The following is a 13025-nucleotide window of genomic DNA, read 5'->3' on the forward strand; positions in this document are numbered from 1 at the left end:
CCTTATTAATATATTTTAGTAAGTCATGTACAAATTGTAGTTCCTTACATCCCTTTAGGGAAGTAGGCACTTTATTGTGATGTAGTTACCTGGAGGATACTAATGTGCGGTTAAAGGGCTCTTTTCGACTTAAATTAAAAACGTTTTGTCATTTTTCTGTAAAAATACTGCATTTCCATGAAAGCTGTGCTAATATTACAGTTTGTTTATGAAATTTTAGGAAGTACATCATAATATAAGAAGGTGCACAATGAAGCAAAATAATCACCAGGAATTCAACCTGGTCAAACTGACCTGGCCGATTTTCCTCGAGCTATTCCTCTTTATGCTCATGGGCAGTGTGGATACTTTTATGATCAGTTCAGTGTCGGACGATGCCGTGTCTGGTGTCGGCGCAGCGAATCAGATCATTGCGATAGCAATTTTAGTCCTCAGTGTAATTGGTAACGGCGCAGCTATTGTGGTCTCCCAATATCTCGGTTCCAAAAAACCTCTGGAAGCCGCTCAAGTGACCGGCAATGCCATTACCCTAAACCTGTTAGTCGGCATTCTCCTAAGTACGTTTTTGCTGATATTCGGAGGGTCGCTACTGACTGCGCTGAATGTAAAAGGGGATATCCTCATTTACGCCAAAGCCTATATGAATATTGTTGGGGGCGGTATTTTTCTGCAAGCATTAATTAATGCTCTGGCGACTACTATCCGTACTCACGGTTTCACCAAACAGACGATGGTCGTATCCTTGCTGATGAATATCATTCACGTGGTGGGCAACTACCTGCTCATTTATGGTCATTTCGGACTTCCGGCGTTAGGTGTGGAGGGTGCGGCTATCTCAACAGTGATGAGTCGCTTTATCTGCCTGATCCTATTCTTCCTGCTGCTCTACAGAGTGATGGAGGTACGGGTGAAAGTAACCTATTACATTCATCTTTCTAAAAAATACGTGCTGCAAATTCTCAAAATCGGCATCCCGTCCGCTTTTGAATCCATCACTTATCAGTCGTGCCAGCTTGTATTCACACTGTATATTACTTATTTAGGCGCTGAAGCTATGGCTACCCGCCAGTACGCGCTTAATATTTCCAATTATATTTATTTATTCAGTGTAGCTGTCTCTATGGGAACTTCCATCGTTGTAGGACATCTCGTGGGAGCTAGACGACCTGATGAAGCCTATAAGCGTGTATTCACCAGTGTAAAGTGGGCGTTGCTGGTTACCGTAATAATAGATGCTGTGGTGATTTTCTTCCGGGTACCGCTATTCGGGCTTTTCACAGACAATGAGAACATCATTAGGATGGGGGCGCAGGTCATATTGCTTAGCTTCTTCCTGGAAACCGGGCGCACAACCAATCTGGTTATCATTAACTCTTTACGCGCCTCGGGCGATGCCAAATTCCCTGTATATATGGGACTGATCTCCATGGTCTGCATGAGCTTACCTCTTGGTTATTTCCTGGTGTTCCAACTTGATCTCGGGTTAGCCGGCGTGTGGATTGCTACTGCGGTCGATGAGTGGGTGAGAGCCGTCATTATGTATTTCCGCTGGAAGAGCCGAGCTTGGGAGAAACATGGACTTATCGAACACGAAGCTCCAGAACACTGTACACCTTCCGCTACTCCTGCAGCTGTAAATTAATATGTATATACAGAGGGTTCTTTAAGGTCATATCAGATCTTAAGGGACCTTCTATTTATTTACGCCAACATTCCATAAAATTTGAGAATGAATGAACCATTCTACGTTACAATAGATAGAACATAATTCACAAAGCTAAAGGAGAGAACTTCATGCCGGAGGAAACCGGAATCCATGAGTTACTGACGCTCAAAACGATTGCGGAGACTTTAAACAGTTCCAATGAGCTCAGACCCATGCTCGACACAGTCATGGGCAAGCTACTTGAGTTAACCGGAAACACTGCAGGCTGGATCTTCCTGAGCGAAGAATACATGGAATATGAGTGTGCCGCTGATCGAGGCCTGCCACCTGCACTACAGCGCGACAATAAACAACCAATGCAGTGCGGAAGCTGCTGGTGCCTAAGCCGCCTATGGGACGGTCGGCTCGAGCATGCCGTTAACATCCTAAGCTGCAAGCGGCTGAGTAACGCCAGGCAGTATAACTGGGGCGACACGCTGGGCATCACCCACCACGCCACCGTCCCGCTGCATTCAGGTGAGCGTTACTTGGGACTTATGAATGTGGCCGCACCAGGCAAAGCACATTACGCCGACAGCGAGCTGGCTTTGCTGCAATCCGTGGCTTTGCAAATTGGCAGTGCTATAGAACGGATGCAGTTATATAGCACCGAGCAGCGCCGCGCGAATCTGTACGCCAAATTAGGCGAATTCAGCGCAGCTTTAAATCTAACCGCCAACCAATGTATCTCGCCCAGTATTCTGATCGAGAAAAGCGCCGCCCTGATTGGCGACTATTTCGATTGGCCCTTTGCAGCGATTATCGGGCAGCATGAGGGACAATTCGAAGTCCATGCTGCCTATGCGGCTAATATAATGCCGGAAATAGCTCCCTTCGAGCTCTCGGATTCTTTTAAAGTACGTCTAGGAGATATCGCGAAAGGACAACGCTTTGCGACATTAACCCCTGATGAAGAGCAGGAAATTACGAAGTCCTGCTGTTCTGAACACCCTGTCGCGGAGCATGTTGTGATGCTCGCTGTGCCCTTTCGGCAGATTGCCGCACAAGGTGCAGGAATTCTACTGATCACCTCACCTAAAGCACTAGCCTCCGCAACTGCGGATGGAGAGGTGCTTGAGGCTGTCGCTGAGCATATTTCCGCTACATTGGAAAGTGCTCAGCTTGGAGAGAAACGCCGCGAAATTGCGCGTCTTGATGAGCGGAATCGTCTGGCCCGTGACCTGCACGACTCCGTGAACCAGATCCTCTTCTCCCTCTCAATGACCGCCAAAGGCGTGGAAAGTATGCTGAAGCAGGAGCATATCTCCCATCCTGCTACTGAGGCTGTCCGCGATATTCAAGCTTTATCCCAGTCAGCACTCAAAGAAATGCGTGTATTAATTATGCAGCTTCGGCCTGCCGGACTGGAAGCCGGTTTATTGACTGCGCTGCAGGCTCATGGCCAGCAGCTAGGGCTGCTGATACAGACGCAACGGAGCGGTGTTCACGAACTTCCCCGCAACGTGGAGGAAGGGCTGTGGCGCATTGGCCAAGAAGCACTCAATAATGTACGTAAGCATTCCGGAACCTCTAAAGCGGAGGTATCTCTACATCTGAATGCAGTCGAGGTGGTACTGAGCGTTGCCGACCAAGGTAAAGGCGGGGCCAAACGGCGTTCTAACACAGACACTAATGAATCTCTTGGTCTGCATATTATGAAGGAAAGAGCAGAGGCCCTCTCCGGTCGTATTCATATCCACAGTGTGGAAAATCAGGGCACAACGGTTGAGGCAACCATACCTCTGCCCATCCAATCTACATGAAGTCGGGTGATCATAAATGACGATAAACTTATTATTAGTAGACGACCATGCAATGGTACGCCGTGGGCTGCAAGTATTTCTCTCCACACAACCCGATATCAAGGTTATTGGAGAGGCCTCCAACGGCCGCGAAGCACTGGAAAGAACAGCTGAATTGAACCCGGATGTCATATTAATGGATTTGCATATGCCCATTATGGACGGCATTGAGACCGCTCAAGCGCTGAGGATCTCCCACCCGCAGGTCAAGGTCATTGTATTGACCTCCTTTTCGGATCAGGATCATGTACTCCCGGCTATCCGCGTAGGAATCAAAGGCTATTTGCTTAAAGATATAGAACCAGAAGCGCTGGTAGTTGCGATCCGCAAGGTACATAACGGTCAAGTGGAGCTACATTCCGAGGCTGCCAGCCAACTGATGAATCTAATGGCGACTTCTACACTAGAGCAATTGGAACTTAATACTTCCGATCCGAATGACCCAAACACAACACCTGCTGCGATCAACGGATTAGAGCTTCTTACCCCACGCGAGCAAGAAGTATTAGACCTGATTGCGCTCGGTATGAGTAACAAAGAGATTGCCAGCAAGCTGGTCATCACCGAAAAAACCGTTAAGACCCATGTCAGCCACGTTCTCGGAAAGCTAAACTTAGCGGATCGGACTCAGGCTGCCATTTTCGCATTGAAAGGCGGCTATAACGCCTAGAATCAAAACTCCTCTACAACTTTAGCCTTAGACGCTCAGCACAATGGCTGAGCGTTTTTATTATGTATGTTCATTCCATGTGCTGATGTTAACAGAGGCCGATTCAACTATCATTGGTTTATAGCAATTGACCTCACATAGGAGTGGATACAGATGAAAGTGATGATCCTGACAGGCAGTAATCGAAAAGAAGCAACCAGCACGAAGCTGGCAGAACATGCTGCCCATTTCATTAGTCAGCATGGGGAAAAGGTTACCGTGTTTGATCTCTACAAACGCCCACTTCCCTTTTATTCACCAGACGAGGTTTACACAGAGCATGAACATTTAAACGAGCTTAAACAAGAGATGTTAGCAGCGGATGCAGTAATCTTGGTTACTCCGGAATATCACGGCTCGGTAAGTGGCGTATTAAAAAATGCGATTGATCATCTAGGCCAGGCGCATTTCAATGGTAAAGTTGTGTTATCCGCCAGTTCAGCCGGGGGAGCGGTAGGGATAAGCTCATTACTTCAATTGCAAGCCATCGTACGCAACCTGCACGGCATCAATACACCAGACTGGATCTCCATCGGTGGACTGCAACGCAAGCGGTTCGAGGTCGGGTACGACGGATACGAGGGTGGGCAAGAAATCGAAGATCGCATCCACCTAGTATTAGAAGCATTCCTGAACTTAGCCCGCAAAATCGGCAGACCGGCAGGTGCTATCCAATGATCAAAGGACTATATGAAGCACATTTACCAGTAAGCAATCTTGAAGTATCCATCGAATTTTATGAGAAATTAGGTCTGAAAATGGCTTGGCGGGATGAAGAAACTGTATTCTTCTGGATCGAGGAAGGTCGGAGCTGGATTGGTCTTTGGGAAGGCCAGGAGGTTCAAACCCCATACCATCCGTCCTTGCGGCATATTGCCTTCCGTATCACTTACGAGGACTTGAAGCAATCACTGCAATGGCTGGAATCGATTGGGGTAGAGGCTGTTCCGTTCCGCAACCGGACTTCTGTTGAGCCTTTTATCCGGGCTTATCAAGGAAATGCTTCTGTCTACTTCAACGACCCTGACGGCAACAGCTTGGAATTTATGTGCCACGTAGAGGTTCCTGAACATCTGAAGCCTATTTCAGAGAACATAACCTTAACGGAATGGGAGAAATTACTGCACAGTAAATAAAATACTCAAACAAAAAAACAGCTGCTCCCGTCCAAGGGTCCAGCTGTTTGAGTATATTAGCTTCTTCGATTACTTAATCGAAATGCCCTTCTTCATGGCCTTCATGTCTGCATTCGTATTCACAAGCGTTGGCAGTATCTTCATACTTCTAGTCATGGGAGAGTTGCATTGCCAGCAGGTAGGTACATATTGAAAGGCGAAATTATCGCGCATCCAACCTGTGCAACCTTCCTTGGTACAGGACCAAATAGCTGTGTCTTCTTGCGGAAGTTCCTCCAGTGCTTTTTTACGAAAATACATAAGTACCCCTCCTTGGATCGAATCGAGACGATATCGCTACCCTATTAGGGGCAGATTCATACTATGAAAATAAAAAAAGCTGCCCTCAACTTGTGTTAAGGGCAGCCTGATTTTTAAACTACAGTTTTACAACGTTTTCGGCTTGTGGTCCACGAGCGCCTTGAGTTACGTTGAACTCAACGCGTTGGCCTTCGTCCAAAGATTTAAATCCGTCGCCTGTGATTGCGGAGAAGTGTACGAATACGTCGCTTCCACCTTCAACCTCGATAAAACCGAATCCTTTGTCTGCGTTAAACCATTTCACTGTACCTGTTTGCATGATATTACCTCCAATATTTTATTTAACACATGTCCTTTTATTCCTACGTAGTGTACGAACAAATAAAAATTCACACATTGGAAAAGGACTCATACGCACAAATGATAACCTTTTACAATATGTGAATTAAGGGTTAAATTTATGATTGATTTCATTGTACCACACTAAATCACTAAAAGCAATGCGTAAGCCTATTTAATTTTTACTCCGGCTCTTATTGCCTATAAACAGCAGCAGCCGAGCCGGACGAACACCCATGTTAGTCGATATAACCTGCCAATCCTTTATCCATCAAGTAATCCATTTCTGCATCAAGAATGGTCTCTACTGTGATTTCATCCAGCTTCACATCACGTTGGGCAGTGACATAGTCGACCAGATCATCGCTGTCGATGTCTACCTCACCCTTGGCGTTCGCCTTGGCCTTATTGATAAAGGTCTGTTCATGCTTCAATACTAAGCGGATGATTTGCGGATCCACTTTGGTTTTGGCAGATAATACATTTACTAGCTCCTGCTCATTTACTTTGTCACTCATTTTTTAAATTTCATCTCCTTACAATTATTACACAATCATTGTAGCATATTTCGCGCTTTAACGCGTCATTACGCGAAGTATACCGCGGTTTATTCACACTTTTCTTATCATCCCAGCGTCTATAACGTTCCACTTGAAGTAAGTTATTTAATAAAAACAGTTGTGAGGAACATTGACTTGTGCCAAAATATAAAAAAAGTGTTGGACCAAATGAATACTAGAAAAGGCGGTTGAATTCATGAGCTCTGTATCTACCCAGCAATTAGACACAAACAGCAACAAGGCACATCGTTATATCGAAGACGTATACGCACAGGTTGTTGCGCGTAATCCTTTTGAGCCCGAATTTCATCAGGCCGTAAAGGAAATCCTTGAATCTTTGCTTCCAATCCTCGCTGCTGAACCTAAGTATCAGGAAAATGCCATTCTGGAAAGATTGGTTGAGCCAGAACGTTTGATTATGTTCCGTGTTCCTTGGACAGACGATCAAGGTAAGGTCAGAGTTAACCGTGGATATCGTGTACAGTTCAGCAGTGCAATTGGACCTTACAAAGGTGGACTTCGTTTTCACCCATCCGTTAATGCTAGTATTATCAAATTCCTTGGTTTCGAGCAAATCTTCAAAAATGCTCTTACCGGCCAACACATCGGCGGAGGTAAAGGCGGATCCGACTTTGATCCTAAAGGTAAATCCGAAGGCGAAATCATGCGTTTTGCACAAAGCTTCATGACTGAATTGCAAAATTACATCGGTCCTGACCAAGACGTTCCTGCAGGAGATATCGGTGTAGGTGGTCGTGAGATCGGCTACATGTACGGACAATACAAGCGGATCCGCGGAGGATATCCGGCTGGCGTATTGACTGGTAAAGGTATTGGTTACGGCGGAAGTCAGGCTCGGACAGAGGCTACTGGTTACGGTACAGTTTATTTCGTAAACGAGATGCTGAAAGCAAAAGGCCTTTCTTTTGAAGGAAGCCGCGTTGTTGTTTCCGGTTCTGGTAACGTAGCGATCTATGCGATCGAAAAAGCTGTACAGCTAGGCGCTAAAGTCGTAGCTTGTAGTGATTCCGCCGGATATATCTATGACGAAAATGGGATTAACCTCGAAACTGTCCGCCGCCTGAAAGAAGTCGAAAGAAAACGGATTAGTGAATATGTGAATGAACATCCTAACGCTGTGTATACTGAAGATTCCACGCAAATTTGGACCATTCCTTGTGATATCGCCCTTCCGAGTGCTACTCAGAATGAGATTGATGAAGCCATGGCATTGAAACTGATTGAGAATGGTGTAAAAGCAGTAGGCGAAGGTGCCAATATGCCGTCCACCCTTGAAGCTATTCATCAGTTCCAACAAGCTGGCGTACTATTCGCACCTGCTAAAGCTGCTAATGCTGGCGGCGTAGCTGTCTCTGCGCTTGAAATGGCACAAAACAGCATGCGGTTGTCCTGGAGCTTTGAAGAAGTAGATACGAAGCTGCATGAAATCATGGTTTCCATCTACGAACAATCTGTAAATGCATCCGAGCAATATGGACAGTCCGGCAACCTTGTTGCAGGAGCGAACATCGCTGGATTCAAAAAAGTGGCCGACGCTATGCTGGCTGAAGGTGTAATCTAAATAAATTACCAGCGCTCTAGTCACGAACGCCCGACATACAAAAGTCCCCGTAACCGGTCAGCAAGAATCCGGTTACGGGGACTTTTTGTGTGTCTAAGCGTTCCATCCGGGGATCTTCCGCAAATCCCCGTCCCAAATCGATTGAGTACTCTCCACAGTCGTATCGTGGGGTGAAGAAGCCGTACGAATGTAACAGGAATCTATTCCTATCGTTAGCGCCCCTGCAATATCGGTACGGGGATCATTCCCGATCATGATGGCCGAACGCAAATCCGCTCCATAATGTTCAACTAAATAACGATAAAATAGCGGATCCGGCTTACTCACTCCTGCTTCGGAGGAAATGGCAATGCCATCGAATAAAGGAAGAATACCCAGCATCATTAATTCTGCTTCTATAAAGATTTTCTGGCCATTGGAGAGCAAAAACACCTTTTTGCCACGTTCTCTTAATGTTTGCAGAATTTCAACCACACCCTCATAAAGTGAGATATGGATCATCGATAATGTCCGCAGCCATCTAACCGTTTCATGTAACCACGCTTGATCCGGTTCCCCACCCAATTGACGGGCCACAGAACGAAACACATCCTCCATTACGAAATCTGGATACTGACAATTCCGTGCGGCTTCGGCGAGCTGTAAATCCCTCTCCCGCAGAAATTGTGCCTGTAGCTCACTTCCTGTTATGGACATCCCCTGATATCCGAAATGGAGCGATAATCGATCCCATACCTCCTGCTTCTCCTCATCTGTCTGAATATCGATTAATGTGCCATACAGGTCGAAAATATAAGTCTCGTACATCCACCGTCTTCCTTCCTATTATTCTCTCTGTGTTTTATCCCTTAGTACCATTGCCATTGTCGGTGGTTGTCTGGCCCTCCTCCATCCGGTTTGACACCTTTTGATAGAGATAGGAGATACCGAGCAAGCAGATACCAAAGCTGGCATAGGCTATGATTTTGCTGCCAGTATTCAGCAGACCCAAATCATAGAGCAGCAGCTTGCCCGTGGCCAGCAGCGTTAATCCAAGGCCGAAGCGCCGGATGTACACATACCTTTTGCGGAAGCCATACATGATAAATAGAACGGCTAACAGTAGATAAATGAGACTAAAAATTAACCCTGCATCGCTCAATTGCAATTGCACTCCTAAGAAAGCGGTGATAATGCCAAGTAAATAAATCGCCATGAAAACAGGATAGATCTCCATACTCTTAAACTGACGATTCAGCGCTGCAATCAGCAGATCACGTCCGCTAAACCAAACAAAGATATTAAAGATAATCAGTACGGCCAGTGCGATATAATCAGCTGCTGTATTTTGCGCGAAATTATTTTGCAGACTTGGCAGTCCTACTGTAATCACTATACAAATGACGTAGCCAATCCCAAACAGAAGTCTCACAAAATATTTAACAATCGTGTCATACAGCACCTTCACCTTTGGCAGCACGTAAGCCAGAACCAAGGTCCATACAGCGGACAGCAGCAAATTATAGAAGGTTCTATGCGCAAAATCCTCCGGTACAACCAGATGATACAATCTTCCCGATTCATACAAGCCGTAGATCCAGAAATTTAATAACGCCGCATATTTGAACCACAACGCTAAGGTGATTTCATAAGGTTCGCTGCGCTGAAGAGCATCCTTACGGTTATGCTGAACAGCATACAACACCGCGACAATCAGCATGCCTGCTGTGATAAAGACATATTTTAGCGGGAAGTAGACATCTCTAAAATTCGTCCATTGATAGTCTGCAACCCACTGCGTCGGTACATTTAGACAGAAGAATACTACAAGGCAGAGCATCATAATGCCCCAGCCCGCCCTTTCCATCCCCTTAAAGCGGTTCAGATTGCCATACAGCGTAAGAACGACGCCCTCAATCAGCCAACCGATGGACCACCAAGCCGCTCCAAATTGAAATGGAATCATCAATATGCCGAAGGTCAGTGAAGTGGCATAGAACAGCAGCATGCTTTCTTTTTCCTGTGGCATCAGCTTCTCAAGCCCTCGACCCAGACCGAGATACAGCAGGCAGAAAAGCAACGCCAGTGCTCCATTGTAATCCTTCAGTCCTGCATCCATAAATAAAATATACAAGGTGAGACAGCTAATAAACGTATTACATCCTAAGAGAGAGAAATCCCACCAGGACAGCTTGGAACGATATTTGAACGGGTACCACAAGGTAATTCCCAGATACATCGCAAAAGTCAAAACAGCATAACACATATTAATTCCGTTGCTATCCGACAAAGCTATTAATATGAGCATGGAGGGTGTATTAAATAAGTAGCTGATATAATTGACAACGTTCCAGCGTTTGCGGAAAGAAATCAATAAGATGAATAAATTCAATAAAAACAAGTAACCCATAGCCACATAAACCGCGTTGCCCGAAAGGCCAAACGCCCCCAGATAAGAGTATAAGGGCAGATATCCTCCGATTAAGCCCAGCGCACAAATACTCCGTGATTCATACCTTAAAGACAGGAGTACCGCAGTTAAAGTAACGAGTACAGACAAGGATAACCCTACATATATACTAATAATATCAAGCAGAAAATAGCTATAAAAAATAGAGCCATACAGCACCGAAATCCCGCCGCCAAGCAGCCCTAAAGCGAAGGTGCCTTTTCCTTTGCGGTATAACCACTCCCCGCCTCCCAACATCAATAATCCCAGTAGAAAAAAAGCGCTTCCCTTCATATAACCTGTGAACCAGTTGGAATAGGTATACCGGAAGCCTGCCCCCACCGCCAAAATCAACAGTAGAATACCCAGCTTGTTAATCCAGCTTAGTCCAATCTTCATTTCGATCTGATTTTGTTTTCTTCGGCGCTTAAGCACCTCTTCACTGATCTCTTCCGAAGCAAAATCATGTAATCCATTATCCATGCCCGAGTTGAGGCGAAGCTCCGCTTCCCTCAGTCTCTGCCGCTGTGCCAGCACACGCTCATTTAATTCTGCCGCCAACGCCCCGAGTCGACTGGATATCTCTGCTTGTTCCTCACCCAGCTGCCTGGAGGCTGTGTGGTACAGCTGCTGAATATGGCGTTTCGTCTCCACTTCAAAAGCCGTCAGCCGATCCGTATGAGCGTGGCTTCTAGAGGCAAAATAAGTTTGCAGCTTCTGCCTCGACACTTTTAGAATGCCCAGCTTTTCATCTAAAATTTGTTCCGTTAGCGCAACTCTTAGCTCAGTATTCTCTTCTTGAAGCTTACCTACCTGAGTCTTTAGCTCGACCAAAGCGAGCTTATGCTTCTCATATTGCTTCTTCAAGTATTCATTCTCGTTGACCAGATCGTGACTTTCATATTCCGCGATCAGAGCCTCATATTCCTTAATCAGCCCGTCCTGCTGTACCTTCATGAATCTCAGTCGATCTTTGAATGACTCCATAGCGCCTCCTTATGTGAGCGATTGTTAATACTTACATATTACTACATATAGCTGGGGGGTCTTATGCTTTTTTTATATTTGCAGTGAATGAAGATTACAATCGGGATGCAAAAAAACTGCAACATTTTGGAGGGGTGTCCCGTCAGAATAATAACAACACTAACAAAAGATTTTAAAAGGAGCTCACAACCATGAACAACATTTTAAAAACAAGTACAGTTCTTTTAACTTTGTCCCTAGCACTTTCTACAGGAGCAGCTTATGCTGCACCCACCACAACTTCTGCTAAAAATGAGGCTACACAAACCTCCGCTAGCGTTAATCAAAAGACGTTTGCGATTGAAATCAACGGATCGACTATTAAAGAAACAGGCTTCCAAAGCACAAGCGGTAAAGAGCCGATGGTACCACTACGTTCAATTACTGAAGCCCTTGGATTTGAATTAACCTGGAATGCACAGAATAAATCCGTTGAACTTATCAATGGCGCTGTATTCACTACAGTGAAAGCTGGAGAAGACCGTTATAGTATCAACAAAATGAATACAACACTTGGAACTGCACCACAATTGGTTGACTCCACTTTGTATGTCCCGGCTTCCTTTTTAAGCGAAGTAATTCATCAAAACATGACTGTGAAGGGAGATTCCATTGTGATCAACACAAATGCCGCCGAGCAGCACATGACTAAGACTGGTGTGATTACAGCAGTCTATGATGGTGGTAAATACCAATCCGTTCAAATCCAAGGTGTAGGTACGGATGGAATCGTATTAAATGTAGGGGAAGATACGGCTATTGAGATGGCTGACGGCACTAAAATTGCACTCAAAGATCTCCATATCGGGATGACAGTAAAAGCAGAACACTCCATGGTCATGACTATGAGTCTTCCGCCACAAACACCAACTTACAAAATCACCGTTCTGGATAAGCAAAAACAAGATGATCTTCTAGGTACTGCTGGTACTATTGAAGAAGTTCAAAAAGACGATAAGGGAAATATCAGTATCACTGTTAAAGGTAGTGGCCTGAGCGAATTGTCACAAAAAGAAGTAGTACTGCGCATTAGCGGAGACACAGTGCTCATTAACAAAGACGGCGAAGCTGTTAAAAGCAGCGAGCTTGTTAAAGGCACAAAAGTTATCGGATTCTACAGCCCAGTGCTGACCAGAAGCCTGCCACCCATCGGCACAGCTGTCAAAGTTGTAGTAGATTCTGCACAACAATAAGAGAGAGACTGGAATCTTATTAAAAATATTCCAAAGAGACATTAAAACAGCGATTCTTCCGTTATGGGAGGATCGCTGTTTTGCGTTATAGACTATAGGTTGGCTGACTCGCTTCAGCCGATTTGTGAGGTAAACGAAAGCCGGCTGAACGCTTGGTCACACTTTTACTTGCCTTGCTGCAGAGTTTGGGATGATCATAATCGCGAGCCTTACGGACCCAGCTGACTTTATTTGCGAATTTTCTG

The 13025-nt window shown here is 45.4% G+C and carries 12 protein-coding genes; 7 read left to right on the top strand and 5 right to left on the bottom strand.

Annotation, left to right across the window (positions count from 1 at the left end):
- Positions 1 to 250 precede the first annotated feature (250 nt).
- From MHH50_RS29590 to MHH50_RS29610, 5 genes are all read left to right on the top strand, one after another.
- Entirely contained in the window at positions 251 to 1642 is a 1392-nt protein-coding gene (locus MHH50_RS29590) for an MATE family efflux transporter (RefSeq protein WP_076124068.1), read from the top strand.
- 152 nt (positions 1643 to 1794) lie between these two features.
- Positions 1795 to 3468, top strand: a complete 1674-nt coding sequence (locus MHH50_RS29595) for a GAF domain-containing sensor histidine kinase (protein ID WP_340033790.1) — start codon at positions 1795 to 1797, stop codon at positions 3466 to 3468.
- 16 nt (positions 3469 to 3484) lie between these two features.
- Positions 3485 to 4177: a response regulator transcription factor gene (locus tag MHH50_RS29600; RefSeq protein WP_340033791.1), complete on the top strand. Its 693-nt coding sequence runs from the start codon at positions 3485 to 3487 to the stop codon at positions 4175 to 4177.
- Between the two features lie 153 nt (positions 4178 to 4330).
- Positions 4331 to 4894, top strand: a complete 564-nt coding sequence (locus MHH50_RS29605; RefSeq protein ID WP_076278270.1) for an NADPH-dependent FMN reductase — start codon at positions 4331 to 4333, stop codon at positions 4892 to 4894.
- A complete protein-coding gene (locus MHH50_RS29610) occupies positions 4891 to 5352 on the top strand; it encodes a VOC family protein (RefSeq protein ID WP_076278269.1) in 462 nt (153 codons plus the stop codon). Before MHH50_RS29605 ends, MHH50_RS29610 begins: the two co-directional genes overlap by 4 nt.
- A gap of 69 nt (positions 5353 to 5421) precedes the next feature.
- Here the strand turns inward: MHH50_RS29610 and MHH50_RS29615 are convergent, their stop codons facing one another.
- The 3 genes from MHH50_RS29615 to MHH50_RS29625 form a co-directional block, all read right to left on the bottom strand.
- Positions 5422 to 5652: a cold-shock protein gene (locus MHH50_RS29615; protein ID WP_036682139.1), complete on the bottom strand. Its 231-nt coding sequence runs from the start codon at positions 5650 to 5652 to the stop codon at positions 5422 to 5424.
- 118 nt (positions 5653 to 5770) lie between these two features.
- The gene (locus tag MHH50_RS29620) at positions 5771 to 5971 is read right to left on the bottom strand and encodes a cold-shock protein (protein ID WP_019914790.1); all 201 of its coding nucleotides are present in this window, start codon (positions 5969 to 5971) and stop codon (positions 5771 to 5773) included.
- Positions 5972 to 6230: 259 nt separating this feature from the next.
- Complete coding sequence (locus MHH50_RS29625) at positions 6231 to 6509, bottom strand: hypothetical protein (protein ID WP_038573758.1); 279 nt, start codon at positions 6507 to 6509, stop codon at positions 6231 to 6233.
- A 238-nt stretch (positions 6510 to 6747) separates the two neighbouring features.
- Between MHH50_RS29625 and gdhA the strand changes: the two genes are divergently transcribed.
- Entirely contained in the window at positions 6748 to 8133 is a 1386-nt protein-coding gene (gdhA, locus tag MHH50_RS29630; protein ID WP_036682144.1) for an NADP-specific glutamate dehydrogenase, read from the top strand.
- 93 nt (positions 8134 to 8226) lie between these two features.
- Here gdhA and MHH50_RS29635 read toward each other — a convergent pair whose 3' ends face one another.
- Positions 8227 to 8940, bottom strand: a complete 714-nt coding sequence (locus MHH50_RS29635) for an HAD family hydrolase (RefSeq protein ID WP_340033792.1) — start codon at positions 8938 to 8940, stop codon at positions 8227 to 8229.
- 34 nt (positions 8941 to 8974) lie between these two features.
- Complete coding sequence (locus MHH50_RS29640) at positions 8975 to 11548, bottom strand: DUF2339 domain-containing protein (protein ID WP_076282162.1); 2574 nt, start codon at positions 11546 to 11548, stop codon at positions 8975 to 8977.
- Positions 11549 to 11739: 191 nt separating this feature from the next.
- Here MHH50_RS29640 and MHH50_RS29645 point away from each other — a divergent pair, with 191 nt between their 5' ends.
- Positions 11740 to 12780 (top strand): stalk domain-containing protein, encoded by a 1041-nt coding sequence (locus MHH50_RS29645; RefSeq protein ID WP_340033793.1) that lies wholly within the window; start codon positions 11740 to 11742, stop codon positions 12778 to 12780.
- Positions 12781 to 13025: the final 245 nt, after the last annotated feature.

Origin of the sequence: Paenibacillus sp. FSL H3-0302 (assembly GCF_037982245.1) — a bacterium.
Taxonomy (GTDB): Bacteria; Bacillota; Bacilli; order Paenibacillales; family Paenibacillaceae; genus Paenibacillus_AQ; species Paenibacillus_AQ odorifer.

Excerpts from the sequence above, each read along its gene's own strand:
- MHH50_RS29620 (WP_019914790.1), bottom strand. The coding sequence starts at position 5,971 with ATGCAAACAGGTACAGTGAAATGGTTTAACGCAGACAAAGGATTCGGT.
- MHH50_RS29625 (WP_038573758.1), bottom strand. The coding sequence starts at position 6,509 with ATGAGTGACAAAGTAAATGAGCAGGAGCTAGTAAATGTATTATCTGCC.
- MHH50_RS29595 (WP_340033790.1), top strand. The coding sequence starts at position 1,795 with ATGCCGGAGGAAACCGGAATCCATGAGTTACTGACGCTCAAAACGATT.
- MHH50_RS29640 (WP_076282162.1), bottom strand. The coding sequence starts at position 11,548 with ATGGAGTCATTCAAAGATCGACTGAGATTCATGAAGGTACAGCAGGAC.
- MHH50_RS29615 (WP_036682139.1), bottom strand. The coding sequence starts at position 5,652 with ATGTATTTTCGTAAAAAAGCACTGGAGGAACTTCCGCAAGAAGACACA.
- MHH50_RS29610 (WP_076278269.1), top strand. The coding sequence starts at position 4,891 with ATGATCAAAGGACTATATGAAGCACATTTACCAGTAAGCAATCTTGAA.
- MHH50_RS29600 (WP_340033791.1), top strand. The coding sequence starts at position 3,485 with ATGACGATAAACTTATTATTAGTAGACGACCATGCAATGGTACGCCGT.
- gdhA (WP_036682144.1), top strand. The coding sequence starts at position 6,748 with ATGAGCTCTGTATCTACCCAGCAATTAGACACAAACAGCAACAAGGCA.
- MHH50_RS29645 (WP_340033793.1), top strand. The coding sequence starts at position 11,740 with ATGAACAACATTTTAAAAACAAGTACAGTTCTTTTAACTTTGTCCCTA.
- MHH50_RS29635 (WP_340033792.1), bottom strand. The coding sequence starts at position 8,940 with ATGTACGAGACTTATATTTTCGACCTGTATGGCACATTAATCGATATT.
- MHH50_RS29590 (WP_076124068.1), top strand. The coding sequence starts at position 251 with ATGAAGCAAAATAATCACCAGGAATTCAACCTGGTCAAACTGACCTGG.
- MHH50_RS29605 (WP_076278270.1), top strand. The coding sequence starts at position 4,331 with ATGAAAGTGATGATCCTGACAGGCAGTAATCGAAAAGAAGCAACCAGC.